24 protein-coding genes and 2 tRNA genes are annotated in these 26,100 nt (G+C 68.1%); 15 read left to right on the top strand and 11 right to left on the bottom strand.

Annotation, left to right across the window (positions count from 1 at the left end):
• Window positions 1-78 precede the first annotated feature (78 nt).
• A complete protein-coding gene (locus EVJ50_RS14440) occupies window positions 79-243 on the top strand; it encodes a hypothetical protein (RefSeq protein WP_191964804.1) in 165 nt (54 codons plus the stop codon).
• A gap of 46 nt (window positions 244-289) precedes the next feature.
• Window positions 290-1,441 (top strand): aminotransferase class V-fold PLP-dependent enzyme, encoded by a 1,152-nt coding sequence (locus EVJ50_RS00235; protein WP_150881839.1) that lies wholly within the window; start codon window positions 290-292, stop codon window positions 1,439-1,441.
• Between the two features lie 37 nt (window positions 1,442-1,478).
• On the opposite strand, the gene EVJ50_RS00230 is transcribed toward EVJ50_RS00235, so the two are convergent.
• The 3 genes from EVJ50_RS00230 to yidD are packed head-to-tail and all read right to left on the bottom strand — an operon-like array spanning window position 1,479 to window position 3,507.
• Complete coding sequence (locus EVJ50_RS00230) at window positions 1,479-2,993, bottom strand: UDP-N-acetylmuramoyl-L-alanyl-D-glutamate--2,6-diaminopimelate ligase (protein ID WP_150881838.1); 1,515 nt, start codon at window positions 2,991-2,993, stop codon at window positions 1,479-1,481.
• 11 nt (window positions 2,994-3,004) lie between these two features.
• On the bottom strand, window positions 3,005-3,310 hold the full coding sequence (locus EVJ50_RS00225; RefSeq protein ID WP_150881837.1) for a glutaredoxin family protein: 306 nt from the start codon (window positions 3,308-3,310) through the stop codon (window positions 3,005-3,007).
• Entirely contained in the window at window positions 3,310-3,507 is a 198-nt protein-coding gene (yidD, locus tag EVJ50_RS00220; protein WP_150884734.1) for a membrane protein insertion efficiency factor YidD, read from the bottom strand. Before yidD ends, EVJ50_RS00225 begins: the two co-directional genes overlap by 1 nt.
• Window positions 3,508-3,690: 183 nt before the next feature.
• On the opposite strand from yidD, the gene rpsD reads away from it, so the two are divergent.
• The 8 genes from rpsD to EVJ50_RS00180 all read left to right on the top strand — a co-directional run bounded on the left by rpsD (window position 3,691) and on the right by EVJ50_RS00180 (window position 12,635).
• On the top strand, window positions 3,691-4,299 hold the full coding sequence (rpsD, locus tag EVJ50_RS00215; RefSeq protein ID WP_150881836.1) for a 30S ribosomal protein S4: 609 nt from the start codon (window positions 3,691-3,693) through the stop codon (window positions 4,297-4,299).
• A gap of 100 nt (window positions 4,300-4,399) precedes the next feature.
• Entirely contained in the window at window positions 4,400-5,599 is a 1,200-nt protein-coding gene (locus tag EVJ50_RS00210) for a PLP-dependent aspartate aminotransferase family protein (RefSeq protein WP_150881835.1), read from the top strand.
• On the top strand, window positions 5,596-7,062 hold the full coding sequence (locus tag EVJ50_RS00205) for a PLP-dependent transferase (RefSeq protein ID WP_150881834.1): 1,467 nt from the start codon (window positions 5,596-5,598) through the stop codon (window positions 7,060-7,062). The genes EVJ50_RS00210 and EVJ50_RS00205 overlap by 4 nt, the downstream gene beginning before the upstream one ends.
• 79 nt (window positions 7,063-7,141) lie before the next feature.
• Window positions 7,142-8,128, top strand: coding sequence for a cysteine synthase A (gene cysK / locus EVJ50_RS00200; RefSeq protein WP_150881833.1), 987 nt, complete (start codon window positions 7,142-7,144; stop codon window positions 8,126-8,128).
• 156 nt (window positions 8,129-8,284) lie between these two features.
• Window positions 8,285-10,339, top strand: coding sequence for an EAL domain-containing protein (locus tag EVJ50_RS00195; RefSeq protein ID WP_191964803.1), 2,055 nt, complete (start codon window positions 8,285-8,287; stop codon window positions 10,337-10,339).
• Window positions 10,340-10,409: 70 nt separating this feature from the next.
• On the top strand, window positions 10,410-11,903 hold the full coding sequence (locus EVJ50_RS00190) for a PAS domain-containing sensor histidine kinase (RefSeq protein WP_150881831.1): 1,494 nt from the start codon (window positions 10,410-10,412) through the stop codon (window positions 11,901-11,903).
• Between the two features lie 40 nt (window positions 11,904-11,943).
• On the top strand, window positions 11,944-12,342 hold the full coding sequence (locus EVJ50_RS00185; RefSeq protein ID WP_150881830.1) for a response regulator transcription factor: 399 nt from the start codon (window positions 11,944-11,946) through the stop codon (window positions 12,340-12,342).
• Entirely contained in the window at window positions 12,339-12,635 is a 297-nt protein-coding gene (locus tag EVJ50_RS00180) for a circadian clock KaiB family protein (protein ID WP_150881829.1), read from the top strand. The genes EVJ50_RS00185 and EVJ50_RS00180 overlap by 4 nt, the downstream gene beginning before the upstream one ends.
• A 19-nt stretch (window positions 12,636-12,654) precedes the next feature.
• On the opposite strand, the gene EVJ50_RS00175 is transcribed toward EVJ50_RS00180, so the two are convergent.
• From EVJ50_RS00175 to EVJ50_RS00140, 8 genes are all read right to left on the bottom strand, one after another.
• Window positions 12,655-15,135 (bottom strand): EAL domain-containing protein, encoded by a 2,481-nt coding sequence (locus tag EVJ50_RS00175; RefSeq protein WP_150881828.1) that lies wholly within the window; start codon window positions 15,133-15,135, stop codon window positions 12,655-12,657.
• Between the two features lie 89 nt (window positions 15,136-15,224).
• Complete coding sequence (locus EVJ50_RS00170) at window positions 15,225-15,656, bottom strand: response regulator (protein WP_225322984.1); 432 nt, start codon at window positions 15,654-15,656, stop codon at window positions 15,225-15,227.
• Window positions 15,657-15,673: 17 nt separating this feature from the next.
• Window positions 15,674-17,608 (bottom strand): ATP-binding protein, encoded by a 1,935-nt coding sequence (locus EVJ50_RS00165; protein WP_150881826.1) that lies wholly within the window; start codon window positions 17,606-17,608, stop codon window positions 15,674-15,676.
• A 107-nt stretch (window positions 17,609-17,715) separates the two neighbouring features.
• Window positions 17,716-18,600, bottom strand: a complete 885-nt coding sequence (gene trpC, locus EVJ50_RS00160) for an indole-3-glycerol phosphate synthase TrpC (protein ID WP_150881825.1) — start codon at window positions 18,598-18,600, stop codon at window positions 17,716-17,718.
• A 63-nt stretch (window positions 18,601-18,663) separates the two neighbouring features.
• On the bottom strand, window positions 18,664-20,124 hold the full coding sequence (locus EVJ50_RS00155; RefSeq protein WP_150881824.1) for a dihydrolipoyl dehydrogenase: 1,461 nt from the start codon (window positions 20,122-20,124) through the stop codon (window positions 18,664-18,666).
• A complete protein-coding gene (locus EVJ50_RS00150; protein ID WP_225322983.1) occupies window positions 20,121-20,933 on the bottom strand; it encodes an RNA methyltransferase in 813 nt (270 codons plus the stop codon). The genes EVJ50_RS00155 and EVJ50_RS00150 overlap by 4 nt, the downstream gene beginning before the upstream one ends.
• A 44-nt stretch (window positions 20,934-20,977) precedes the next feature.
• Entirely contained in the window at window positions 20,978-21,226 is a 249-nt protein-coding gene (locus EVJ50_RS00145) for a hypothetical protein (protein ID WP_150881822.1), read from the bottom strand.
• 111 nt (window positions 21,227-21,337) lie between these two features.
• A tRNA-Leu gene (locus tag EVJ50_RS00140) sits at window positions 21,338-21,421 on the bottom strand.
• 180 nt (window positions 21,422-21,601) lie between these two features.
• On the opposite strand from EVJ50_RS00140, the gene murA reads away from it, so the two are divergent.
• The 5 genes from murA (at window position 21,602) to EVJ50_RS00115 (ending at window position 26,099) form a co-directional block, all read left to right on the top strand.
• Window positions 21,602-22,903 carry a UDP-N-acetylglucosamine 1-carboxyvinyltransferase gene (murA, locus tag EVJ50_RS00135; RefSeq protein WP_150881821.1) on the top strand — a complete coding sequence of 434 codons (1,302 nt, stop codon included), beginning with the start codon at window positions 21,602-21,604 and terminating at the stop codon, window positions 22,901-22,903.
• A gap of 25 nt (window positions 22,904-22,928) precedes the next feature.
• Window positions 22,929-23,010, top strand: a tRNA-Leu gene (locus EVJ50_RS00130).
• A gap of 50 nt (window positions 23,011-23,060) precedes the next feature.
• A complete protein-coding gene (locus EVJ50_RS00125) occupies window positions 23,061-24,239 on the top strand; it encodes an aspartate aminotransferase family protein (RefSeq protein WP_150881820.1) in 1,179 nt (392 codons plus the stop codon).
• A gap of 7 nt (window positions 24,240-24,246) precedes the next feature.
• A complete protein-coding gene (locus EVJ50_RS00120) occupies window positions 24,247-25,479 on the top strand; it encodes a folylpolyglutamate synthase/dihydrofolate synthase family protein (RefSeq protein WP_150881819.1) in 1,233 nt (410 codons plus the stop codon).
• A 161-nt stretch (window positions 25,480-25,640) separates the two neighbouring features.
• Window positions 25,641-26,099, top strand: coding sequence for a pentapeptide repeat-containing protein (locus tag EVJ50_RS00115; RefSeq protein WP_191964905.1), 459 nt, complete (start codon window positions 25,641-25,643; stop codon window positions 26,097-26,099).
• Window position 26,100 lies beyond the last annotated feature (1 nt).

Here is a 26,100-nt window from a genome sequence, read left to right as displayed (position 1 = left end):
GGGATTACGAAGCGCAGCGTTCCTCAGGGTCCGCCAGGAGGGTCTCCTTACCGTCCAGTCAGTCCTGAACAGACCTCCGTGGGCCAACGCGCATCCGAACTCACCACCCAGCTGGCCGTGGCCAGCCTCGGCGCCGGTGTCATCACCACGGTGGCGGTGGCCCAGGGTCAGAACCCGCTCACGGCCCTCGGCATCACTCTGTTCTCCGCCGTGGCGGCGGTGATGGTGGGCCAGGTTCTCTGAGCGAGAGGCCGCCATCACTCCATCCCCTGGGTCCCTCCGCGACCAGATGCCGGCACTCGCCGGCAAGACCTATCTCAACTACGGCGGGCAGGGCCCCCTGCCCGACCCATCCCTGGACGCGATGGTCGCCAGCTGGCGCACCATCCAGGAGCTGGGGCCCTTCTCCACCGCCGTCTGGCCCTTCATCGACCGGGAGCTCTCCCGGCTGAGAGGCCTGCTGGCCTCCCGCTGCGGGGTGCGCCCGTCGCGGGTCGCCTTCACCGAAAACGTCACCAGCGGCTGTGTTCTGCCCCTCTGGGGTCTGCCGTGGGAACCCGGCGACACCATCCTGATCAGCGACGCGGAACATCCCGGTGTCGTGGCCGCCTGCCACGAGTTGGCCTCGCGCGAGGGTCTGCACATCACCTCGCTCCCGGTCACCCGCTGGCGGGGCGGCCTCGATGAGCAGGCGGACACCGATCAGCAGGTGCTGGGCGCACTGGAGGAGGCCCTCACCGCCAACACGCGGCTGGTGGTGCTGTCACACCTGCTCTGGAACACCGGCCAGGTGATGCCCATTGCGGCTGTGGCCGAGCGGCTGGCCGAGCATCCCCGCCAGCCCTGGCTGCTGGTGGACGCCGCCCAGTCGATGGGCAGCCTGCCGGTGGCCGCGGCCGCCTCCCAATCCGACATCTATGCCTTCACCGGCCACAAGTGGTGCTGCGGCCCAGAGGGCCTCGGCGCCGTGGTGCTCTCAGAGCGCCTGCTCAGCCAGGCCAGGCCGACGCTGATCGGCTGGCGCAGCCTGCGGGACGAGCAGGCCGCCAACGAGGGTTTTCATGAGGATGGTCGACGCTTCGAGGTGGCCACTTCCTGCACGCCCCTGTTCTCCGGGCTGCGCACCTCCCTCGAGCTGCTGGACAGCCAGGGGGCCTGTGATGAACGCAGCCGCCGCATCCAGCAGCTGAGCGGTCAGCTCTGGCAGGCCCTGGCCCGCACCGACGGCCTCCAGCCCCTGCTGAGCGGCCCGCCACCGGCGGGGCTGGTGAGCTTCCGCGTGGAGGGCCGCGAACCACCGGCGGTGGCGCGGCGGCTCGGGGAGCAGGGAATCTGGCTGCGCCATCTCGATCACCCCTCCTGCCTGCGGGCCTGCACCCACATCACCACCACCCAGGAGGATCTGGACCGGCTCCTGAGCGCCCTGACGGCGATGCTCTGAAGCCGGGAGGCCCGGGGCCGCAGGGGCCAGGGTCCTCTCAGGCGCGGGAGCGCAGGCGGAGCCGCAGGGCCTTCTCGGCCTCCTCCCGGTCGTCGAAATGGATCTTGGTGCTGCCGATGATCTGGTAGTCCTCATGGCCCTTGCCGGCGATCAGCACCAGGTCGTCCGCTCCCGCCTCGGCGATGCCCAGGGCGATCGCCCGGGCCCGGTCCCCCTCCACCGTGGTGCCGGCGGCATCGGGGACCCCGGCCATCACGTCATCGAGGATCCGCTGGGGGTCCTCCGTGCGGGGGTTGTCGGAGGTCACCACGATCCGATCACTGAGGCGGGCCGCGATCGCCCCCATCTGGGGCCGTTTGCTGCGGTCGCGGTCTCCGCCGCAGCCGAAGACGCAGATCAGCCGCCCCCGGGTGAAGGGCCGGGCCGCCTCCAGGGCCTTTTCCAGACCATCGGGGGTGTGGGCGTAGTCCACCAGCACGGCGGGCAGGCTGTCGCACACGGCACCGGCCACCTGCACCTGCTCCATGCGCCCGGCCACACCGCGGAAGCTGGGCAGGCCGCTCACCACTCCCTTCAGGGGATGGCCCCGCTGCACCAGGGCACCGATGGCCTGCAGGGCATTCATCAGGTTGAACCGGCCCAGCAGGATGGAACGGAACGGGGCGCTGCCGGCTGGGGTCACCACCGTTCCGCTCACCCCGTCCTTGGAGAACTGCAGATCGCGCAGATGCAGCTCGGCCCCCGGGTCCTCCAGTGAGGAGCGCCAGCAGGCATCGCCGAGATCGGCCGCCAGCCGTCGCCCCCAGTCGTCATCGCTGTTCACCACCGCCCGCACGCCGTCGCCGCGCAGCAAGGGGGCATGGAACAACCGGCATTTGGCCTCGAAATAGGCCTCCATGCTGGGGTGATAGTCGAGGTGGTCCTGGCTGAGGTTGGTGAACACCGCCCCGGCGAAATCACAGCCGCGCACGCGCTGCTGGTCGAGGGCATGGGAACTCACCTCCATCGCCGCCACGCAGGTGCCGGCCTCGGCGGCGAGGGCCAGCTGGGCCTGCAGCTGATCGGCGAAGGCGGTGGTGTGCTGGGCGCTGGTACTGGTGCCGGGCCAGCGGTTGACCATGGTGCCGAACAGGGCGGCCGGTTTCCGCACCGCCTTGCTCAGGTGCTCGATCAGATGGGTGGTGGTGGTCTTGCCGTTGGTCCCCGTCACCCCGATCAGCTGGAAGCGGGAGGAGGGGTGATGCCAGAAGGAGGCGGCCAGCAGGCCCGCCCAGGCGGCCACCGGTTCCTCCACCACCACGACGGCATCCGGGTGGCCGGGGGGCCGCTGCGCGGCGGCGGCCGGGCCGATCACCGCCGCCGCGGCTCCGGCCTCCAGGGCCTGGGGCCAGAAGCAGCCGCCGTCCACCGACTGGCCGGGCAGACCGAGAAACAGCGTTCCCGGCCGCACCATGCGGGAGTCGCAGGTGACGGCCCGCACCTCCGCATTGGCGAGGCCCTCGGGAACGGCCAGCCCGACCGACCGGAGCAGGGGATGGAGCATCTGGCTCACCGCGGGCTGCCTCAATCGCTGGATGGAGGCCCCAGTCTGGCCTGCGCGGCTGTGGCCATCGCCCGCTCGAGCCAGCGGCCGAGCGCCTCCCCCTGCAGCCGGGGCGAGGGCCTGGGCAGATCCCGCCAGCCGCCACTGCCCGGATCGGCGGCCGCCAGAACCGGCACCTCCAGGTCGTAGCGCAGCCGCAGGGCGGGATCGGCATCGATGCGGCGCACCTCCAGCGGCCAGGGCAGCTCTAGCCGGCGCAGCCGCTGCTCCAGCTGCTGGCAGAGGCAGCAGCCCGTGCGGCTGAACAGCACCAGGGTCAGGGCCATCAGTCGGGCACCGGGTCGCAGCCGCAGGGCGTGAAGGGATGGCAGCGCAGCAGCCGGCGCAGAGTGAGCCAGCCGCCCCGCCAGAGGCCATGGCGCTCCAGCGCCTCAAGCGCATAGGCGCTGCAGGAGGGGATGAAGCGGCAGCGGGGAGCCATCAGGGGGGAGATCCAGCGGCGATAGGCCCGCACGAGGGCCATGGCCGGCCAGGCGAGCCGCACCGCGACGGGCGGTATGGTGCTGGATTGGCGTGCGCTCTGCTCACGGGTCATCCGCCTGCCTTCGATCCGCTGTCCAGCTTGCCTGAGGTCAGCGGTCGTCGGTTGGTCCGGACCGGCACCCCGGAGCCCCGCCAACCGTTCCATCGCCCACTGTTTCCGCCCATGTCCAGATACCGCGGCCCTCGCCTGAGGATCACGCGGCGCTTGGGAGACCTCCCCGGTCTCACCCGTAAGTCCGCCAAGCGGTCTTATCCCCCCGGTCAGCACGGCCAAGCCCGTCGCAAGCGCTCGGAATACGCCATCCGCCTCGAGGAGAAGCAAAAGCTTCGCTTCAACTACGGCATCTCGGAACGCCAGCTCGTGCGCTACGTGAAGAAAGCGCGCGCCCAGGAGGGGTCCACCGGCACCAACCTGCTCAAGCTGCTGGAGAGCCGCCTCGACAACGTCTGTTTCCGTCTCGGCTTCGGGCCCACCATCCCCGGCGCCCGGCAGCTGGTCTGCCACGGCCACGTCACCGTGAACGGCCGTCTGGTCGACATCGCCAGCTACCACTGCAAGTCCGGCGATCAGATCGCCATCCGCGAACGCAAGCAGAGCCGCAAGCTCGCCGAAGGCAATCTCGAATTCCCCGGCCTGGCCAACGTGCCGCCGCACCTGGAGCTGGACAAGCCCAAGCTGCGCGCCAAGGTCGTCGGCTCGGTGGAGCGCGAATGGGTTGCGCTCGAGATCAACGAACTCCTGGTGGTGGAGTACTACTCCAGGAAGGTCTGACCCCGGGACCGAACCACCTTCGGGGGAGCGTCAGCCGCTGCCGGCGCCCCCCGGACCACCTCCTTCTTTCCTCTCCCCTGCGGGGAGCTCCGCCGCTGCCATGACCCGCCCGGACGTCGATCAGTCACCGGCGAGCGAGTCCGGCCCGGCACCCGGTCCGGCCACAGCGGCTATCCATCAGGGAGAGACTTACAGCGCCGAGACCGGAGCGGTCACCGCACCGCTGTTTCTCTCCTCCACCTTCGCCCACGGCAATCCGGGCGGATTCGACTACACCCGGTCGGGCAACCCCAACTTCCGCATCCTCGAGGGGGTGCTGGCCGGCCTGGAGGGCGCCCGGCACGCCACGGTGTTCGGCTCCGGCGTCAGCGCCATGACCGCCGTGCTCTCCTCGCTGCGCCAGGGCGACCGGGTGCTCTGCGAGGAGAACCTCTACGGCTGCACGGTGCGTCTGCTTGAGCAGGTGTTCGCCCGCTTCGGCGTCGAGGCCGAGTGGCTGGACTTCACCGCGGTCGACTGGCCGGAGCGCTTCAGCGCGCTCACCGCCGCCGCCCCCCCGGCTCTGATCTGGCTGGAGAGTCCCACCAACCCCCTGCTGAAGGTGATCGACCTGGCGGCGGTGAGCGCGCGGGCCCGGGCGATCGGCGTGCCGGTGCTGGTGGACAACACCTTCGCCACACCCCTGCTGCAGCAGCCCCTGGCGCTGGGCGCCACCCTCTCGCTGGCCAGCACCACGAAGTACGTGAACGGCCATTCGGATGTGCTGGGTGGCGTGGTCTGCAGCAACGATCCGGCCTGGCAGGAGCGCCTCCGCTTCGCCCAGAAGGCGCTCGGACTGCAACCCTCCGCGTTCGACAGCTGGCTGATCAGTCGCGGCGTGAAGACCCTCTCCCTGCGCCTGGAGCGCCAGTGCGCCAATGCCGCCGCCGTGGCCGAGGCCCTGGCCGCCCACCCCGCCGTGGCCGCGCTGCGCTACCCCTTCCGGGCGGATCATCCCCAGCAGGCCCTGGCCCGCAGGCAGATGCGCCAGGGCGGGGCGATGATCACGGCCACCCTGCGGGCCGGTGAGGATCAGGCCTACGGCTTCTGCAAGGGTCTGCGCTACTTCACGATGGCCGAGAGCCTCGGTGGCGTGGAAAGCCTCGTCTGCCACCCGGCCACCATGACCCACGCCGCTGTGCGGCCTGAGGTGCGCCGGCGCCTGGGCATCGACGCCGGGCTGGTGCGTCTCTCCATCGGGGCCGAGGACAGCGCGGATCTGATCGCCGATCTGCAACGCGGGCTCGACCGGCTGGGGTGAGCGGCCGCAACCTGCTGCTGGATCCCTGCTGGCAGGCGATCGACCTGGGGCATCCCCTGCCGGACAGCCCCCACGCCGTGTCGGTGGCGCTGCCGCGCTGGCGCGATGTGGTCGCCTATGAGGAGAACGACCCGGCCTGCCGGGCCGCCCTGCGCACGGCCTACCCGCGCTTCGTGATGCACCCGCTGCTGCGGGAGGTGGCCGAGGCCGCCCTGGCGCAGACCTCCTTCGCTTCCGCCTGGCCCTTCCCCAGCCAGGCCGCGGCGGAGCTGGCCAGGGCCCACTGCCTTCGGGTGAGCCCCGGGAGCCACACCGCGGTCGTGCCGAGCGGGAGCCTCTGGTGCCTGCTGGCCGCCGCGGACGCCACGCCGGCCGCCACCGCCTTCTGGCAGCACACCGGCCTCGGCGCCTCCTCGCGGCTGGCCGCCCAGGCCCTCGGCCGGGAGCCGGTGCCGCCGGCGGACCACGGCCGGTGGGCCCGGCGGCAGCTGCAGCGGCGTCTGGCCGCGATCCACGGCGGCAGGCCGGAGCGGGTGCGACTGCTGCCCTCCGGCATGGCGGCGCTCGATCTGGGCCTGCGGGCGATCTCCGCCCTGCGGCCCGGCCGCCCCACCCTGCAGGTGGGCTTCCCCTACGTGGATGTGCTCAAGCTGCCCCAGGTGATCCACAGCGGCGGCGAGCTGGTGCTGAACGGCGAGCCGGAGCGGCTGGCCGAGGCCCTCGATCGCGTCGAACCCGCGGCGGTGATCGTGGAACTGCCGAGCAACCCGATGCTGGGCTGCGTGGATCTGCCGGCCCTGGCGGCCCTCACCCGGGCGCGGGGCATTCCCCTGGTGGTGGACGACACGATCGGTTCGTCGCTGAACATCGAGACCCGGCCCCATGCCGATCTGGTGTTCACCTCCCTCACCAAGAGCTTCGCCGGCCGGGGCGACATCCTGGCCGGCAGCCTGGTTGTGAGCGAGGACTCGCCCTGGCGCGAGCCTCTCACCGCTCTCACCGCCGAGCCCGCCGCCGAGCTGAGCGATGCCGACGCCATCGCTCTGGAGCGGGCGTCGCGAGATGTGGCGGATCGGGTGGCGCGCCTCAACCACCACTGCGCGCTGCTGGCCGCACGGCTGGAGGGCCATCCGGCCGTGGCGCGCGTGCTGCACCCGGCCGCCAGCCCGGCCTTTCGCCGTCTGCTCCGTCCCGGAGGCGGCAGCGGCTGCCTGCTCTCGTTCGAGCTGCGGGGCGGAGAGGCCAGTGCGGCCCGGGTCTACGACAGCCTGCGGGTCTGCAAGGGGCCCAGCCTGGGCACGCCCTTCACCCTGGTCTGCCCGTACGTTCTGCTGGCTCATTACCACGAGCTCGCCTGGGCCGAAGGCTGCGGTGTGCCCCGCTCCCTGCTGCGGGTGTCGGTGGGACTGGAACCGCCCGAGGAGCTGTGGCAGCGGTTCGAGAGCGCCCTGGAGCGGGCCTGAGGCGAGCCGAAGCGGGTCCTGCGGCGCAAGCGACACAGGCCACATAGCATCGGAACATCCTGTGCGACAGCGCCGCCCAATGGCTCGCATCTACGACGACAACAGCCTCGCCATCGGCAACACACCCCTGGTGAAGCTGCACTCGGTCACCAGCAACGCCAAGGCCACGGTGCTGGCCAAGATCGAGGGGCGCAACCCCGCCTACAGCGTCAAGTGCCGGATCGGCGCCAGCATGATCTGGGATGCGGAGAAGCGCGGCGTTCTCACCAAGCGCCACACGATCATCGAGCCCACCTCCGGCAACACCGGCATCGCCCTGGCCTTCACCGCGGCGGCCCGCGGCTACGAGCTGGTGCTCACCATGCCGGAATCGATGTCGATCGAGCGGCGCAGGGTGATGGCCGTTCTCGGCGCCAAGCTGATCCTCACCGAAGCCTCCAAGGGCATGCCCGGTGCGATCGCCAAGGCCCGTGAGATCGCCGCCAGCGACCCGGACAAGTACTTCATGCCCGGGCAGTTCGAGAACCCGGCCAACCCCGAGATCCACTTCAAGACCACCGGCCCGGAGATCTGGAACGACTGCGACGGCGCCATCGATGTGCTGGTGGCCGGCGTCGGCACCGGCGGCACCATCACCGGCGTGTCGCGCTACATCAAGAACGAGGCCGGCAAGAACATCCTCTCGGTGGCGGTGGAACCCAGCCACAGCCCGGTGATCAGCCAGACCCTCAACGGTGAGGACCCCAAGCCCGGCCCCCACAAGATCCAGGGCATCGGCGCCGGCTTCATCCCCAAGAACCTCGACCTGAGCCTGGTGGACCGGGTGGAGCAGGTCACCAACGACGAATCGATCGCCATGGCCCTGCGTCTGGCCAAGGAGGAGGGCCTGCTGGTGGGCATCTCCTGCGGCGCCGCCGCCGCCGCCGCCATCCGCCTGGCGGAACAGGACGAGTTCGCCGGCAAGACGATCGTGGTGGTGCTGCCGGATCTGGCCGAGCGCTACCTGTCCTCGGTGATGTTCGAGAACGTGCCCTCCGGCATCGTCGAGGCACCGTCCCTGGTCTGAGGCAGCGCCGGTGGGCGCGCGTCGCCCATCGGCTGCATGGTTCGGTTGGCACCACTCCATCCACGGGCTAGACCGAGATGAGGGGAGGGACTGCCCACCTCCTCTCGAAGCCGCTCGGGCGGGATGCAAGCCACATGCAAGAGGACGAGGGACCCGTTGACCGGCCCGCAATCTGGTCGGGGCGAGCATGGTGAGCGCGCACCCTCCAGCGGTGAGCTGGACGCCCTGTTTCAGGCACTGCCCATCCCCCTCTGGTGGCTGGACTGCTCGGCGCTGAACCAGCGGCAACAGAGCGGAGTCCGACCGGTGGCCGCCAACCCGGCCGCCCGTGCTCTGCTCGGATGCGCGGACTCAAGCGATGCTCTGGCGGCGGTGCAGAGCCCTGAGGACTCCAGCCTTGGAGGGGCCATCGGGACGGTTCTGCTGCACCTGTGTGATGGGCGGCCGCCAGCAGCGGTGTCCGCCGTGCTGCCGGCAGCCAACGGCAGGGAGCTGACGGTGTCTGTCGGCGCGGTCGCGCTGCCGGTCCAGTCGCAGCCGTGGGACCGGATCTGGCTCTGGCTGGCGCCGACGAGTGATGTCACGCAGCCATTGGCTCGCCGAACAACGGGAACCACCGTTCTGGTCTGCCGGGCCGAGGTGGATGACTACGAGAAGCTGCGGGGCCTGTGGACCTCGGAGGCGGTGCATGAGGTGATGGCCGCCACCGTGAACCGGGTCAGGGCCATCCTGCGCGAGGAGGATTCCGTGCGGCGGGTCGGCAGCCATGGCCTGACCATGACGATCCAGGGCCTGGAGAAGGAAGCGGATGGCATCAGCCTGGTGGAGCGGATTCTCGACACCACAAGCCAACCCATCCAGCTGGACGATGGCGAGGCCAGGATCTCGCTCAGCATCGGGGCAGCCTCCAGCGATCAGAGCATCGGCCAACCTCAGGCGCTGCTGAACAGTGCAACGCTCGCCCTGGGCGAGGCCAGGCTGAATGGTGGGAACCGAATGGCGTTCTATGACGCCAGCTGGGGCAACGCGCGGATCGACCGTCAGCAGCTCTGCGATGCGATCGAACGCGGCCTGGAGAATGGCGAGTTCACCCTCTTCTATCAGCCTCAGGTGGATCTCGTCAGCAGAGAGATCCTGGGGCTTGAAGCCCTGATTCGCTGGCAGCATCCTGAGAAGGGCCTGCTGCTGCCGGGAGCCTTCCTCCCAGTGATCGATGACACGGCTCTGGCCGTGGAGCTGGGCGAGTGGGTGCTGGACGAAGCGCTGAACCAGCTGAAGGCATGGATGCGGCAGGGCCTCCTGATGAAGGCGGCCGTGAACATCAGCAGCGCGCACCTGCTGGCCGGAGACTTCCCAAGGCGGTTGAGGAAGCGACTCGACCAGCATCCGGAGATCAATCCGGCAGACGTCGAGATCGAGATTCTTGAATCAACCGCTTTCTCGGATTTCGAGCGAGCTCAGGACATCATCCTGGAATGCCACCGGCACGGGGTTCGCTTTTCCCTCGACGACTTCGGGACTGGCTATTGCTCGCTCGCCTATTGCAGATCCCTCCCCGTCGATCAGCTCAAGGTGGACCAGAGCTTCGTGCGAGACATGCTGCGGAACCCAACCGACATGGAGATCGTTGAGAGCATTGCCCAGCTGGCCGATGTCTTCGGCATGGAGGTGATCGCGGAGGGCATCGAGGATCCGGAGCACGCCGTGATTCTCCCCTCCCTCAACTGCCATCGCGGTCAGGGCTACGCGATCGGGCGACCGATGCCGCCAGGTCATCTCCGGGAATGGATCGAAGCCTGGACCAGCGCACCGGGGTGGGGCACACAGATGGAGGTGTTCAATCGCTTCAACATCCAGCTCGTGATTGCAGCCCATTGCCATCTGGCATGGATCGATCAACTGCTGAAGGCCCTGGCCGACCATGATTCGGCGCAGATCCGATCGCTGGCTCGCACAGGCTGCCCCTTCCGCACCTGGTATGCAGGCCGGGGCAAAAAACGCTACGGGCACCTGCCTGGCTATGGCGTGATTGGCGAGATCCACCGGCAGTCGGAACGGATGGCACGGCAACTGATCGACGGATCCGGGCCGGCGGGCAGCACGACACGAGCGGATGTGATTGAGGTGATGACGGGGCTGCGCGCCGAGTTCGTGAGCAGCCTGGCCGGGCTGCTCAGGAGCCTGCGGGAGGATGGCCCCTACCCCAGCTAGGTGGATCAGGTGCTCACCATCGGGCAGGCCAATCTGTCGTTTGTACGGTTCATGAAGAGTGGAAGTAACAATGGATATCAAGGCGAACAGTGAGGCAGCTGCAGCAGGCGCCGGCCTTGCTTCAGCAGCGGTGGCCACAGCTGTGCTATCCGCGAAGGGGGCCTGGATTGAGATGAACAGGTCTTTGCAGGCCTGGCTCGGTGTGGAGCAGAACCCACCGATCGGCATGTCCTGGGAGGATGTGACACATCCGGATGATCGGGAGAGGGATCGTCAGCAGATCGATCGAATGGCTCGTGGGCACATCAGAGGCATCACCATCCACAAACGCTTCATCAGAGCCGATGGCGGGGTTCGACCCGCTGCGGTGACCATCGCCGTCCTGGAGAACGACGCACAGCAGCATCCCAAAGCGCTGCTGGCCCTGATCAGCGATGAAGCCGATTTTGCCGACTCGGCCCCCGCTGCTGCCGGCTCGGACCACGCCCAACTGGAAGCACTGTTCGACGGCATGGATGATGTGATCTATGTCTCCGATCCCGACAGCTACGACCTGCTCTATGTGAATGCCGCCTTCAAGGCGGCCTGGGGCGATGATGTAGTGGGCAGAAAATGTCATGAAGTTCTGCAGAATCGGGACTCGCCCTGCCCATTCTGTACGAACAAGTACATCTTCAACGAGAATCTGGGCCAGACCTACCGGTGGGAGTTCAGGAACGAGCAGAACAAGCACTGGTACGGCATCGCCGACAAGGCGATCCGCTGGTCCAATGGCAAGATGGTTCGGTTGGAACTAGCACGAGACATCACAGACAGCAAGACCATTGGCGACGAGCGGCTCAGGCTGGAGAAGTTCACGTCGCTGGGCCATCTCACCGCGGGCCTGGCCCACGAGCTGAACAATCCATTGATGGGCATCATCAATTTCGCCCAGTACTGCCTGAAGAAGACCGATGCCACTGACAGCCGTCACGAGGTTCTGAAAGACATCGAACACGAAGCCAGACGCTGCGCGGCCATCGTGAAAGATCTGCTCTCGTTCTCACGCCACCATGCCAGCAGCGAAAACGTGGCTTACGACGTCAGCCTCAACACACTGGTGGATCAGGTGCTGAGATTGCTGCAGTACCGAGGGCGGAAGGAGAACATTGCGATCGAGGTCGACGCCGGGCGGGAGACGATCGGAATCCGAGCGGATCCGAACGCCATTCAGCAGGTTCTCATCAATCTTCTCACCAACGCCTTCGATGCCGTGACTGGGTGCGAGACCAGACGGGTGCGGATCGGACTCTCTCGCGACAGGGATCATGCCGTTCTGGAGATCGAAGACACGGGGCCAGGCATTCCCGCGGATCAGAGAACACACATCTTTGACCCCTTCTACACCACAAAGCCGGAGGGAAAGGGTACGGGACTGGGCCTCTCCACCTCTTGGTCGATCATTCAGGAGCACAAAGGCACGATCGACTGCTTCAGCCGCGAAGGCCACGGCACCACCATGACCGTGCGGCTTCCCAGCGCCGGGGCATCCCATCAGGCTGCTGCTCGGCAACCGGCGGGCTAGTGTTGTTTTGGCACGAGACCGTCATCCAGCCGGACCAGAGATGACCAAAACCGTTCTGGTGATTGATGACGACGCCTCCGTCCGCAAAGCGTTTGCCCTGAGTCTCTCTGACGAAGCCGATCTGGAGGTGGTGCTCGCGGCATCCGGCGAGGAGGGGCTGGCCGCCGCCCGATCCAGGCAGCCCTGTCTGATTTATCTCGATCTTCGGATGCCGGGAATGAACGGCGTGGAAACGCTGCGGCAGCTCCGCAGGCAGGGTTATTCCGGTCGGGTGTACATCGTCACGGCCTTTCACAAGGAATTCTTCCAGGATCTGGCTGCAGCCCGGTCGGAGCAGATCAGCTTCGATCTGGTCATGAAGCCTCTGGAACGCGACCAGATCATCAGCATCACCCGGGCCATCGTTGATCAGGCCACCACGGTGCTGCCCCCGTCATGAAAGCCAAGCTGCGCCTCTATGTGACTGGGATAACCCCGACAGCCGAGGCCCTGGTTGGGCAATTGCGGAGCCTGCTGGAGGAGAGTCTGGGATCCGACTTTGAACTGGAGGTGCTGGACGCCTTCGAGCACCCGGAGGCTCTGATCGAAGATGCCATCGTGATGACGCCGACGCTGGCACGAATCCTGCCACCGCCGACGATTCACATCATCGGGGACCTATCGAACAAGGCCCGAGTGCTCGCCTCGCTCGATCTGGATCTCGACCCTGATGCTGCCGCATCCGACGGATGAGCCCACTTCCACGCTCCCCTCAGGCCAGAGCTTTCTCCAGCTGGGTGGCCTGAGAGCGGATGTACGCCTCCGTCTCCTCGGCGGAGAGGGGCCTGGCGAACAGATAGCCCTGACCGAGACCGCAGCCCAGCGTCTGGAGGCGATGCATCTGAACGCGGGTCTCGATACCTTCCGCCACCACGTCGAGCTCGAGGCTCCGGGCCAGGGAGATGACGGCGCAGGCGATGCGCAGATCCCGTTCGTTGCTCTCGATGCCCCGCACAAATGACTTGTCGATCTTGAGCGAACTGATCGGGAACTGCTGCAGGTACTGCAGCGACGAATAGCCGGTTCCGAAGTCATCGAGGCTGAGGTGGATGCCCAGGTCCTGGATGTTGCGCAACACATGGGTGGCCAGCGCCACGTTCGTGATCAGGCTGGTTTCGGTCACCTCAAGGTGCAGGAGCCGGGGCGGGAAGCCGGTGACATCCAGCACATCCCGGATCGACTGCAGCAGTTCCGGATCGAACAGTTGCTTGGCCGACAGATTCACGTTCAGCGTGAAGGCGTGCCCTCCCGGATGCAGCCCCTGCCAGCGCAGCAGATCGCGGCAGGCCGATTCGAGAACCCACAGGCCGATGGGGCCGATCAGGCCATTGTGCTCGGCGATCGGAACGAGTTCATGCGGACTGATGGTTCCCAGCTGCGGATGCTGCCAGCGCAGCAGGGCCTCGAATCCGATCAGACGGCAGTCGTCAGCCAGGTTCACAATCGGCTGGTAGGCCAGGATCAACTCACGCCGGGAGATGACCTCCTCCAGACCGGCCTCCAGCGTGAGCAGACGACTCGACTGGGCCGACATGGAGGCATCGAAGACCCGGTAGCCGTGCTTGCCGCCGCGCTTGGCCTCGTACATGGCGATGTCGGCATCGCGGATCATGCTTTCCGCGGTGCGGTACGTGCGGCTGGAGAACACCACACCCACACTCGCCGAGCCGGCCACCGTTTCGCTGCCGAGTGTCACCCGGGAGGAGAGCGCCCGGACCAGGCGCTCGATCATGGTCAGGGCATCGGCCTGGTTGTCCAGATCCTCCAGCAGCACGAGGAACTCATCTCCACCGAGACGGGCCACATGATCGGTGGCGCGCACACCCTGCTTGAGGCGGCGGGCCACTTCGCTCAGCAGCTGATCACCGGCGGCGTGGCCGAGACGGTCATTGACGTTCTTGAAGTTGTCGAGATCAATGAACAGCAACACGAAGAAACGGTTCGGATAGCGCTGCTGCCATTGCAGACAGGTCTGCAGACGCTTCAGGCTGCAGACCCGGTTCTCCAGACCGGTCAGGCTGTCGTGCAGGCTGGTGAACAGCAGCGCGTCCTCGGACGACTTGCGTTCGGACATGTCGCGACCGCTGCCGTAGAGAAGCCCCTGCTCGGGAACGGGCACCAGATTCCACGACATCCAGATGCGATGGCCGAAGGAGCCCTGGCATGGTCGCTCCATCTGCTCGACGGAGTGATGATTCTCCAGCCGTTCCCGGGCTTTGCAGAGCAGCGGGTGCTGGGGATCGTGAAACAGCGACCAGAAGGTCCGCCCCACCAGATCGTGACTCTGGAAGCCGAGCGTGCGGCGCCAGGCCGGATTGACACGGAGGATGGTGGCGGAGGCATCCGCCACGAAGAGACAGTCGCCTGAGAGCTTGAAGAAGCGATCGAGTTCCGCCTGGGCCGCGCGCACCTCGCTCACATCCCGGACGATGCCCAGCCGCAGCCGGTGGCGCTGCGCCTGATCGAGCGTCACCTGATAGTCGGAGAGCGAGAAGGTGCGCAGATTCCGGTCCTGGGGATGCTTGAGCAGGAAATCGATTTCTCCGCTCTCCTCCGCACCGTTGTCGCCATGGTTGCCGGCGAGCTCCATCAGGTGGGTGAGATGGTCGGCGGCATCGGTGGGCACCGTCCAGCAGGTGGCGTCGCCACTGTTGCCACCGCAGAGGTCCCGCACGGCGCGGTTGGCGAACAGCAGACGGGTGTCGTTGTCGGTGATGAAGATGCCGTCGGACAACCCCTCCAGCGCCGTGGTCATCAGGGCGATGTTCTGGCGGTCACGCTGCCGGTCCAGCGCATGAAGGATGGAGCGCTCGAGCAGGGTGACCGTGAGCTGGGGCCCCTTCTCCAGATAGTCGGCGGCGCCGAGATCCATGCAGCGCTGATCCACCTGATCATCACCGGCGCCGGTGAGCATGATCAGCGGGCAGGTGCAGCCGTCGCGCTGGATCTCCACCAGCAGATCCAGGCCGGAGACCCCGCCGAGGTTCACATCCAGCAGCACCAGATCGATGGGGGTGCCGGAGAGCAGTCCGCGGGCCTCGGCCCCTGAGGCGGCCCAGATCAGCTCCGCGTCGAGCCGGCGGCTGTCACTGAGCAGGTCGCGGGTGATGATGAAATCGTCTTCGTCATCATCCACCAGCAGGATGCGGAGCGGGCCATGGTCGGTTGAGGCCGCCGGTCCAACGCTCTCCACGGCACCACCACAGCAGTGTTGTCAACGTAGCCAGCGCGCCGACCCGCCGTCCTCGGCCGGACAGCCATCGTCACGAGAGGGGTGATCCCTCAGCGTTGCGGCGGCAGCGACACAAGGTTGAACCAGTAGTTGCCGAGGTCGGCCATCATGCTCACCAGGCGGTCGAAACCGATCGGCTTGGTGATGAAGGAGCTCACACCCAGGTCGTAGGTCTTGAGGATGTCCTCCTCCGCCTGTGAGGTGGTGAGCACCACCACCGGGATGCGCCGCAGATCCGGATCCGCCTTGATGCAGCGCAGCGCGTCACGCCCATCCATGCGAGGCATGTTCAGATCCAGCAGAATCAGATCCGGCCGGGGCGAGGTCTCCGCATCCTGATACGCCCCCTTGTGTCGCAGATAGGCGAGAAGCTCCTCTCCATCTCCGACGCACTTGAGCTTGTTGGGGACGCGGTTCTGGGCCAGGGCGTCCCAGATGAGCAGCCGGTCGTCCTCATCGTCGTCCGCCAGCAGAATGAGCACGGGGTCCAAGGGTGATCTCAAGAGCTGATGGGCGTTGCCGCATGAACGGGCATCTGAAGCGTGAACGTGGACCCCTGATCGGGACTGCTCTGCGCCACAAGGGTGCCGGAATGGCGTCTGGCAATTTTACGGCAGATCGCCAGACCGATTCCACTGCCTTCATAGGCCTGGCGACCGTGCAGACGCTTGAACGGCATGAAGATCGCCTCGGCGTAGCGGGCTTCAAATCCGATGCCGTTATCACTCACGCTGATCTCGCAGCGCTGCGGGCCCGGTCCGCTGAGGCTGCGGGAGCTGATCTGGATGTGTGGCGCCACATCGGCACGCCGAAACTTGATCGCATTGCTGAGCAGGTTCTGAAACAGCTGCCGCATCTGATTGGCATCGGCATCCAGGTGCGGTAAGGGGCCCACATCCACCTCGGCACCGCTGCTCTCGATGGCGATCTCGAGGTCCGAGAGCACACCATCGACCACCGCGGCCAGATCGGTGGGCTCGAGCGGCCGGGCCTTGGTCTGCACGCGGGAGAAGGTGAGCAGATCATTGATCAGTTCGCGCGAGCGCAGGGCCGCACTCATCATGCGTTTGAGATAATCCGCCTCGCGATCCTCGAACCGGTCGGCGCAGGCGCTCTGAAGCCGCTCGCCGAAGGCGAGGATCTTGCGCAGCGGTTCCTGCAGATCGTGGGAGGCCACATAAGCGAACTCCTGCAGCTCCTCGTTGCTCTCCTCCAGCCGCTGCTTGGCCTGCAGCAGCCGCTGTTCGGCCGCCTTGATCTCCGTGATGTCGCGGCAGGTGTAGAGGCGCGAACCGGCGCCGATCGCCACCGCCTTCACCGTCACCAGCAGCTCATGGCTGCCGCCCTGCTCATCGAGAACGCTGCAGCCGATGTTGCTGAGTTCTCCCATCTCCTCCAGCTGCTTCTCCTCGAACAGATCCTCACCCAGCAGTGAGCTCACGCTGCTGAACTGGGCCACCGCCGCAGGCGAATAGCCGAAGATCGTGGACACATTGGGGCAGACATAGGTGAAGTCGCCCTGCCGGTCCGCCACGAAGACCGCATCGGAGATGCTGGCCAGAACGGCCGAATACATGCTGCGCTGCTCCTCCAGTTCGCGCAGGGCCGCCCGCTTCTCGCTCACATCCTGCACGGCCGCCAGGCAGTACTTGAGCTCACCGGAGCTCTGACGCACGCCGCGCACCGAGAGCACCGCATCGATCGCGCCGCGGTCACGCGTGAGCAGGCGCTGTTCCAGCTCCGAATCCTCGAACGAACCGCTGTCCAACCCGCGCAGGCGGTCGAGCACCTCCGGCCCGGCATCGGGAGCGGCCAGAGCGCCCCAGGAGAGGGAGCCCAGGTCGCCGCGATCCAGTCCGAGCATGTCGCAGAGACGGGCATTGACCCGCAGCCAGCGGCCGTGCGGCCCGGTGCAGGCCAGTCCGATCGCGGACTGGTCGAACAGGCTGTTCGAGAACTCCAGCTCGTCCCGGAGGCTCTGGGAGGTCTGGCGGAGCTGCTGCGAGTCCTCCTCCAGCTGGCGATTGAGCGCCGCCAGCTCGGTCGGGGTGGGGATGGTGAGGGCCTGGGGCATGATCCGCCACAGCACAAAGGCGGTGTAGAGCGACACCAGGGCCGTAAGCGCCTTGAGCGCACCGGAGAGCCAGTAATCGGGATGCCAGAGCGTCCACACCTCCAGCACGTGGGTGATGCCGCAGGAGACGATGAACAGCCCGAACAGCCAGAACACCCAGGCGAAGGGCAGGTCTCTGCGGCGCCGCAGGAAGGTGGCCAGCGCCACCGGAATGCTGAAGTAGGCGATGGCGATCAGGCTGTCGGAGAGCACGTGCAGGCTCACCAGGTCCGGGCGCCAGAGGTAGCAGTGCCCGTGGGGAACGAACTGGGCCAGCAGGGTCTGGGCTGCAGGCCCCGCCAGGGCAGCGACACTCCCCATCGATCCACCCCCTCGGCCGGCTTTCCTTCATGGTGCGAAGGCCCGGCTGACCCCAGCCGGGTGGCGGGGCAAGCTTCACAAAGGCAGGGACACAGCGGAGTAGAGCCTCAGCCGCTGATCAGGATCTCCAGGGCCTGCTGCACATCGGGCTGCCGCATCAGGGCCTCACCCACGAGCACGGCATCGGCGCCGGCGCTGACGGCGCGGTCGAGATCCTCCCGGCTGAACAGCCCGGACTCACTCACCGCCAGGATTCCCGCCTCGCGCAGGCGGCCGCCGTGGCGCTCGAGCAGCCGTTCGCTGGTGGCCAGATCGGTCTGGAAGCTGGTGAGATCGCGGTTGTTGATGCCGATCAGATCCACACCACCCAGCGCCAGCGCCCGCTCCATCTCGGCATCGTCGTGCACCTCCAGCAGCACGGCGAGTCCGAGGGTGCGGGCCACCCGCAGCAGGTATCCCAGATCGCGATCGCTGAGGATCGCGGCGATCAGCAGGGCGGCATCGGCGCCGGCGGCGCGGGCCTGGTACAGCTGATAGGGGCTGAGGATGAAGTCCTTGCAGAGCAGGGGGCGATCGGTGCTGTCCCGCACGTCGACCAGCACATCGAAACCGCCCTGGAAGAAGGCCCGGTCGGTGAGCACCGACAGGCAGCTGGCTCCCCCGGCGCTGTAGGCCTCGGCGATCGCCCGCGGCTGGAAATCCTCCCGGATCACGCCCTTGCTCGGGCTGGCTTTCTTGATTTCGGCGATCACCGCCGGCTTGCGGCAGCTGGCCCTCAGAGCCGCCACGAAATCCCGGGTGGGGGGCAGATCCTGCACCTGACGCCGCAGCGACTCGAGCGGCACCTTCTCCCGGGCAGAGGCCACCTCCCTGTCCTTCGCCCAGACGATGCGCTCGAGGATGTTCCGCGGCTCCGCGTCGGGATGGGGAACGGCGTATTGCAGATGGGCCACCTTGACCGGTGGGTTGGGCGGGCGGCGACGGATCTCCATGGGATCGGTGCGGGGAGCGGCAGGCAGCGGCAGGGGTGAGAACGGTGAAGCGGGCAGGTGGGCTCAGACGAGCTTGGCGGCCGCCTGGCGGTAGGCCACCTCCACCACCTCGCTCAGGGTCGGGTGGGTGTGCACCTCATGGATGAGATCCCGCACCGACTGGCGCCGGGCCACGGCGTTGGCCACCTCCTGGATCAGGTCGGCCGCGTGCAGGCCGAAGATGTGGGCGCCGAGCACCTCGCCACTGTCGCGCCGGAAGAGCAGCTTCATCAGCCCGTCGCTGCTGAGCTCGGCCAGGGCCTTGGAGTTGGCCTTGAAGTAGCTGCGCACCGTGCCCAGTTCGAAGGACTCCTCCTCGGCCAGGGCCTTTGCGTCGGCCTCGCTGAGGCCGACCGAACTGATCTCCGGATGGGTGAAGGTGGCGGCGGGGATGGAGCGGTAGTCGATGCGCCGGTCGGCACCCAGGATCGTGTCCACGGCCACGCCGCCCTGGGCGGCGGCGGTGTGGGCAAGCATCATCTTTCCGGTCACATCGCCCACGGCATAGAGGTGGGGCACCACCTCGCCATCGGCGAGAACGCGCAGGCTGTCGTCCACCGGGATGAAGCCCCGGTTGGTGCTCACATTCATGCTGGCCAGATTGAGCTCGGCACTGACCGGAACCCGTCCGGTGGCCACCAGCACGGCATCCACCTGCAACTCCTCCACCGGCTCGCGGCTGACCATGTCGACCAGTTCGATCGTCACCGGTGAACCGGGGGTCACCGTCTTGGCCAGCACACCGGCGCGGGCATCGATGTCGCGGCCGTCGATCAGGCTGCGGGCGGCGAGCTTGGCGATGTCGGGATCGAAGGTGGGCATCACCCGGTCCAGCGCCTCGATCATCGTGACCTCACAGCCGAGCGCCGTGTACACATCGGCGAACTCCAGGCCGATGTAGCCGCTGCCGATGATGGCGATCCAGGGAGGGAGCCACTCCAGATTCACCGCTTCATCGCTGGTGAACACCGTGCGGCCATCGGTGCTGATGCCGGGCGGCACGAAGGGATCCGAGCCGGTGGCGATCACCACATCCCGGGCGCTGAGCACCCGGTCCACTCCGTTCGGCTCCCTCAACCCCACCTTCTGGGAGCCCTCCAGCCGGCCGCGGCCCCGCAGGATCGTGACCCCGGCCCGTTCGAGCGTGCGGGTCAGATTGGTGCGGATCGTGGCCACCAGCTGATTGGCGTGCTCGGCGATGCGGCGCCGCTCGAAGCGCACGGGCGCGGCGTGGATGCCGAAGCCGCGCAGATGGTCCGCATCCGCCAGCTCCCGCACCCGCCCACTGGCGGCCAGCAGCGCCTTGGAGGGCACGCAACCGCGGTTCACGCAGGTGCCGCCCATGTCGCCGGCCTCGATGATCGCGGTGCGCAGGCCATGCTCCGCGGCGTGCTTGGCGGCATCGAAGCCGCCGTAGCCCGCTCCGATCACCACCAGGTCGTAGTCGAAACCCGGGGTCTGATCGCCGCCCTGCTCGCTGCTCACCCTGACTGCTGCATTGCAGGGGTCATTGTCACCTGCAGCCTCTGGCGCTGCCGCTCCAGCAGCAGCGGGGCAGCCGCGATCGCGACGTTCAGGGATTCCACGGACGGATCGTGGGGCACGGTGACCCGCTGCTCCAGCGCGGCCAGCAGCGCCGGATCGAGCCCGCTGCCTTCATTGCCCAGCAGCAGCACGGTGGGGCGCCGCCAGTCGAGCTCCCAGTAGGGCCGCGGGGCCGGCTCAGCGCCCGGGGGCAGGGTGCCGACGATCTGCAGGCCGGCGGCGATCGATCCGGCCAGCGCCTGCTGCAGCTCTCCGGTGGCAGCGAAGCGCCGGGCGGGCAGGTGCAGCGCCGCGCCCGCCGAGGCGCGCAGCACCTTCGGCTGCCAGGGATCGGCGCCTCCCAGCAGCCAGAGCGCCTGCACCTGCGCCGCCCGGGCCAGGCGCATCAGAGTGCCGAGGTTGCCGGGATCCTGCAGCCGGTCGAGCACCAGAACGAAATCCGGCGCCGCCGGTTCCGCCGGCAGGCTCTCGGCCCGCAGCACCGCCACCACGCCATCCGGGCTCACGGTGGTGGCCACCGTCTCCAGGACAGGAACCGAAACGGGCTGGAGAGTCAGTCCCGAGGAGGCTCCGGCAGCCGCCCGCTCCAGCAGGGAGCGGTGGGAGGCGATCCATGCCTCGGTGGCCAGGATGCGCTCGGGATGCAGGCCGAGCGCCAGCGCCTCAAGGACGAGATTGGAACCCTCGAGCAGCAGGCACTGCTCAGCCTGCCGGTGGCGGCTCTGATGCAGGCGCCGCAGCCGCACCACAAGCGGATTACGGCGGCTGCTGATCGGATCGGGGGTGGAGAGCGTCAGAAGCTGCGGTGGCGTCTGACCTTCATCGCTCCCTTCATGATCAGATCCTGCTCATGCAGATCGAGGCCCTTCACCGACGCCACCTCACCGGCCAGCCCTTCGGCCTTGAGATTCTCGATCAGCTTCTTCATCACCTCGTCCTCCACGGCCGCCTCATCCATGGCATCGGGTGTGAGGAACTCCAGGAAACGGCCCACCTTCGAGGCCACCACCTCGGAGGCATTGCTGATCTTGAGCACGATCATCGGGAGGGCGCTGCGATGCGTTCAGCCCTCATTCAACGCCACCCATCGCGTGGGAGTGGTGGAGAGCTGGCAGACCTCAACAGAGGCGGGAGATCAGTGGTTCGAGTGAAGTGCGGATGGGGAGACTTGAACTCCCACAGCATTGCTGCCACTAGTACCTGAAACTAGCGCGTCTACCGATTCCGCCACATCCGCGTGGCAAGGCCCCAGGGGATCGACTGCGATTCCTGTGACGGCAACGACCATAGGTCATGGCCGTCAGCCGGGCGGCAGATCGGCCTCCCCGACAGTGCTCAAGCCAGTTTCGGGGCCGGCCGTCTAGACGATCTCAAAGCGTCTTGTCAATATGCCGCTGTCATCAGAGCACGACGCGATATGACTGCGGTCGCCACCCCGTCTCAGGGCGTTCTCACGCCCCACCTTGAGATCGTGGGCGGCCGACCCCTGGCCGGCTCGATCCAGGTGAGCGGCGCCAAGAATTCGGCGCTGGTGCTGATGGCCACCGCGCTGCTCTGCGACGAGACCCTGACGCTGGAGAACGTGCCCCAGCTCACCGACATCGGTGGCATGGGCGAGGTGCTCTCCGCTGTTGGGGTTTCGGTGGAGGACCGCCGCAACGGGACCCTCGTGCTGGACGGCTCCGGCGTGAGCCATGCCGCCCTCCCCTACGAGCTGGTCAACGGCCTGCGCGCCAGCTTCTTCTGCATCGGCCCGCTGCTGGGTCGGCTGGGGATCGCCAAGGTGCCGATGCCGGGCGGCTGCAAGATCGGCGCCCGCCCCATCGTTGAGCATGTGCGCGGCCTGAAGGCCCTCGGTGCCGCCATCAGCATCGAGCACGGTGTCGTCTCGGCGGCGGTGCCGGGCACGAGCCGCCGTCTCACCGGTGCCCACATCACCCTCGATTGCCCCAGTGTGGGCGCCACCGAGACCCTGCTGATGGCGGCTGTCCTCGCCCGGGGCACCACCGTTCTGGAGAACGCCGCCCAGGAACCCGAGGTCACCGACCTGGCCAATCTGCTGATCGCCATGGGTGCCCGCATCCAGGGGGCGGGCACGGCCGTGATCACGATCGAGGGCGTGGAGCGGCTCGGCGGCACCCGCTACGAGGTGATCCCCGATCGCATCGAAGCCGGCACCTTCCTGCTGGCGGCGGCGATCACCCGCTCCTGCCTGCACGTGAGCCCGGTGGTGCCGGAGCACCTCAGCGCCGTGCTCACCAAACTCCAGGACTGCGGCTGCACCATCGAGCGAGACGGCCGCGGCCTCACCCTCCGGGCGGACGAGATCCATGCCGTGGATCTGCGCACCCAGCCCTTCCCTGGCTTCCCGACCGATCTGCAGGCCCCGTTCATGACTCTGCTGGCCACCGCCAAGGGCACCAGCGTGGTGAGCGAGACCATCTACGAAAACCGCATGCAGCACGTGGCTGAACTCCAGCGGCTCGGAGCCTCGATCCGCACCCAGGGCAGCACCGCCTTCGTCGAGGGGGTGCCCCGCCTCAGCGGCGCGCCCGTCACCGGCAGCGATCTGCGCGCCTCCGCCGCCATGGTCCTGGCCGGGCTGGCCGCCGAAGGCACCACCCAGGTGCAGGGGCTGCAGCATCTGGACCGCGGTTACGACGACATCGAGGGAAAACTGCGCGGTGTCGGCGCCAGCATCACCCGCTTCAACCCCTGAACCGACCCCTACAGTCGCTCCCTGGGGGAGCGTGCCGGAATTGGTAGACGGACTCGACTCAAAATCGAGCGCCTTCGGGCATGTGGGTTCGAGTCCCACCGCTCCCACTGCAGCGCCCCCTGCTCCCATCACGTCCGAGGCGCCGGCGGGGCCCCTGATGGACACCTACTCCCGCTTCCCGGTGGCCTTCCGCCGCGGTCGCGGGGTGTGGCTCTGGGATGAGCGGGGTCGCCGCTACCTCGATGCCGTGGCCGGCATCGCCACCTGCACCCTGGGCCACAGCGCTCCCGCCCTGCGGCGCGCCCTCGGCAGGCAGCTCCAGGCTGTGCAGCACGTCTCGAACCTCTACCGGATTCCGGAGCAGGAGGCTCTCGCCGCCTGGATCTGCGAGCACAGCTGCTTCGACCGGGTGTTCTTCGCCAATTCCGGCGCGGAGGCCAACGAGGCCGCGATCAAGCTGGCGCGCAAGCACGGCCACGAGCGCCTCGGGGCCGACCGGCCCGTGATCCTCACGGCCCGGGCCAGTTTTCACGGCCGCACCCTGGCCGCCGTGAGCGCCACGGGGCAACCGCGGTATCACCGCGGCTTCGAGCCGCTGGTGAGCGGCTTCCGCTTCTTCCCCTACAACGACATCGCCGGCTTCGACGCCGTTCTCGACGCCGTCGATCCCGATGCGGGGACGCCGGTGGCCGTGCTGGTGGAACCGCTTCAGGGTGAGGGCGGTGTGCATCCCGGCGACCCGGCTTTCTTCGCCCACCTGCGCCGCCGCTGCACGGAACGCGGCCTGCTGCTCATCTTCGATGAGGTGCAGATCGGCATGGGCCGCAGCGGCGCCCTCTGGGGATACCAGAAGCTGGGGGTCGAGCCCGACGCCTTCACCCTGGCCAAGGGTCTGGGGGGCGGCATCCCGATCGGCGCACTGGCGGTGAAGCGCCACGCCGACCACTTCGTGCCGGGTGACCATGCCAGCACCTTCGGCGGCAATCCCCTCGCCTGCCGCGCCGGGCTCACGGTCGCCGGGGAACTGATGCGCCGCGATCTGGTGGCCCACTGCGAGAGCATGGGCGTGCTGCTGAGGGAGCAGCTGGACCAGCTGGTGCAGCGTCATCCCTCCCGCCTGGCCGGCACCCGCGGCTGGGGGCTGCTGCAGGGTCTGGTGCTTCAGCCCGGCGAGCTCAAGGCCCCCGCGATCGCCGCCAGGGCTCTGGAGGAGCGTCTGCTGGTGGTGCCGGCCGGTCCCGACGTGGTGCGTCTCGTGCCTCCTCTCACCATCGGCCCCCGCGAGCTGCAGGAGCTGGTCCGCCGCCTGGAGCGGGCGATCATCGCCCTGGGCTGAGGCCCCGATGGAGTCCGCCGATGCGGCCATCGACGCACTGATCGAGCCCTTCGCGCGGCGCGGCGTTCAGCTCGGCCTCGATCGGCTCAGCGCCGCCCTCACCGATCTGGGTGACCCCCAGCAGCGCTTTGCAGCCCTGCAGGTGGCGGGCACCAACGGCAAGGGATCGATCTGCGCCCTGCTGCGCGAGGCCCTGGTGCAGCACGGGGTGTGCACGGGCCTCACGATCTCGCCCCATCTGGTGAGCTGGTGCGAGCGTCTGCAGGTCAACCGGGACCCGATCCCGGCCGCTGCGCTGGCCGCACTGCTGCAGGAGATCCAGCCCACGGCGCTCCGGCACGCGCTGACGCCGTTCGAGACGGTGATCGCTGCCGCCTTCGTCTGGTTCGCCCGCGGCGGCGTCGAGCTGGCGGTGCTGGAGGTGGGTCTCGGCGGCCGGCTCGATGGCACCACCGCCCACCCGCAGCGCCCCGTGCTGGGCTTCGGCTCGATCGATCTCGACCATCAGGAGCATCTGGGCTCCACCCGTGCCGCCATCGCCCGCGAGAAGGCCGGCATCCTCAGCCCCGGAGCGGTGGCCTTCAGCGCCCGGCAGCATCCGGAGGTGGCCGAGGTGCTCGAGCGGGAGGCCGGGCGCGTGGGCGCCAGCCTCCACTGGGTGGAGCCTCTCGAATGGCCCTGCGGCCTGCCCGGCGCCGTGCAGCGCTCGAATGCCGCCGTGGCCCGGGCGATGCTGAAGGCTCTGGCTCCCCTGGGCTGGAACCTGAGCGAGAGCCTGATGCGGCGGGCCTTTCTCGAGGCTCGCTGGCCCGGCCGCCTGCAGCCCTGGCAGTGGCAGGGCCGCGCCCTGCTGCTGGACGGCGCCCACAACCGTCCGGCCGCCCGCAGCCTGCGCCGGGAGCTGGATCGGCTCCATCCCGGCCCCCTGAACTGGGTGCTGGGCATCCTGGCCAACAAGGATGGTCCCGGCATCGTCGCCGAGTTGATCCGCCCCGGTGACCGGGTCTGGCTGGTGCCCGTGCCGGGGCACCGCAGCTGGTCGCGGCAGGACCTGCTCGCTGCGATGGACGGCGCCGCCGTGCCGATCGAGGCCGCGGCAACGCTGCAGTCCGCTCTGGCGCAGGTTCCGGCTCCTGCTCGGGGCGTGGCATCCCTGGCTTCGGATCCGCCCGCTGCGGTGGTGGCCGGCTCCCTCTATCTGATCGGCAGCCTGCTCCGGGACGGGTCGTCTCTCCGATAGTGAGGACCCCGAGCCGTGTCGCCATGTCCGAGCCCACCGCCGTCTCCCCCCGCACCGGGCGCCGCCGCCGCCGGCGGCTGGAACTGCTGCCGCTGCTGCTGGGTGCCGTGCTCTGGCTGGTGGGCCTCGGCGGCACCGTCGCCCTGACCCCCGCCGCCGCGATGGCGCTGGACACCTCGGGCGGCGCCGGATTGCAGGAGCGGGCCCTCTTCCAGGACCGGGTCGACTACACCCTCACCGATCAGAGCGGCGTCGACTTCAGCGGTCAGGACCTGAACAACGCCTCCTTCGCCGGTGTGAGCGGCCGGGGCGCCCGCTTCACCGGAGCCGATCTGCACGGAGCGATCCTCACCCAGGCCTCCTTTCCCGAGGCCTCCTTCGCGGACGCCGACCTCTCCGATGCCCTGATGGATCGGGCGGATTTCCGTGGCGCCGATCTCAGCGGCGCCCTGCTGCAGGGTGTGATCGCATCGGGCAGCCGCTTTCAGGGCGCGCTGGTGGATGACGCCGATTTCAGCGACGCCCTGCTGGATCTGGCCGTGGTGCGGGATCTCTGCCGCGACGCGGAAGGGCAGCATCCCACCACCGGCGTGGACACCCGCACCAGCCTGGGCTGCTGAT

The sequence above is a fragment of the Synechococcus sp. RSCCF101 genome, assembly GCF_008807075.1.
GTDB lineage: Bacteria > Cyanobacteriota > Cyanobacteriia > PCC-6307 > Cyanobiaceae > RSCCF101.
This window is presented reverse-complemented; position numbering and strand designations above follow the sequence as displayed.

What these genes read in the sequence shown, in the direction of transcription:
- EVJ50_RS00190 (WP_150881831.1), top strand. Translation starts at nt 10,410, where the DNA reads ATGGATATCAAGGCGAACAGTGAGGCAGCTGCAGCAGGCGCCGGCCTT.
- EVJ50_RS00180 (WP_150881829.1), top strand. Translation starts at nt 12,339, where the DNA reads ATGAAAGCCAAGCTGCGCCTCTATGTGACTGGGATAACCCCGACAGCC.
- cysK (WP_150881833.1), top strand. Translation starts at nt 7,142, where the DNA reads ATGGCTCGCATCTACGACGACAACAGCCTCGCCATCGGCAACACACCC.
- murA (WP_150881821.1), top strand. Translation starts at nt 21,602, where the DNA reads ATGACTGCGGTCGCCACCCCGTCTCAGGGCGTTCTCACGCCCCACCTT.
- EVJ50_RS00210 (WP_150881835.1), top strand. Translation starts at nt 4,400, where the DNA reads ATGACCCGCCCGGACGTCGATCAGTCACCGGCGAGCGAGTCCGGCCCG.
- EVJ50_RS00120 (WP_150881819.1), top strand. Translation starts at nt 24,247, where the DNA reads ATGGAGTCCGCCGATGCGGCCATCGACGCACTGATCGAGCCCTTCGCG.
- EVJ50_RS00115 (WP_191964905.1), top strand. Translation starts at nt 25,641, where the DNA reads ATGGCGCTGGACACCTCGGGCGGCGCCGGATTGCAGGAGCGGGCCCTC.
- EVJ50_RS00165 (WP_150881826.1), bottom strand. Translation starts at nt 17,608, where the DNA reads ATGGGGAGTGTCGCTGCCCTGGCGGGGCCTGCAGCCCAGACCCTGCTG.
- EVJ50_RS00185 (WP_150881830.1), top strand. Translation starts at nt 11,944, where the DNA reads ATGACCAAAACCGTTCTGGTGATTGATGACGACGCCTCCGTCCGCAAA.
- EVJ50_RS00225 (WP_150881837.1), bottom strand. Translation starts at nt 3,310, where the DNA reads ATGGCCCTGACCCTGGTGCTGTTCAGCCGCACGGGCTGCTGCCTCTGC.
- EVJ50_RS00235 (WP_150881839.1), top strand. Translation starts at nt 290, where the DNA reads ATGCCGGCACTCGCCGGCAAGACCTATCTCAACTACGGCGGGCAGGGC.
- trpC (WP_150881825.1), bottom strand. Translation starts at nt 18,600, where the DNA reads ATGGAGATCCGTCGCCGCCCGCCCAACCCACCGGTCAAGGTGGCCCAT.
- EVJ50_RS00125 (WP_150881820.1), top strand. Translation starts at nt 23,061, where the DNA reads ATGGACACCTACTCCCGCTTCCCGGTGGCCTTCCGCCGCGGTCGCGGG.
- rpsD (WP_150881836.1), top strand. Translation starts at nt 3,691, where the DNA reads ATGTCCAGATACCGCGGCCCTCGCCTGAGGATCACGCGGCGCTTGGGA.
- EVJ50_RS00145 (WP_150881822.1), bottom strand. Translation starts at nt 21,226, where the DNA reads ATGATCGTGCTCAAGATCAGCAATGCCTCCGAGGTGGTGGCCTCGAAG.
- yidD (WP_150884734.1), bottom strand. Translation starts at nt 3,507, where the DNA reads ATGGCCCTCGTGCGGGCCTATCGCCGCTGGATCTCCCCCCTGATGGCT.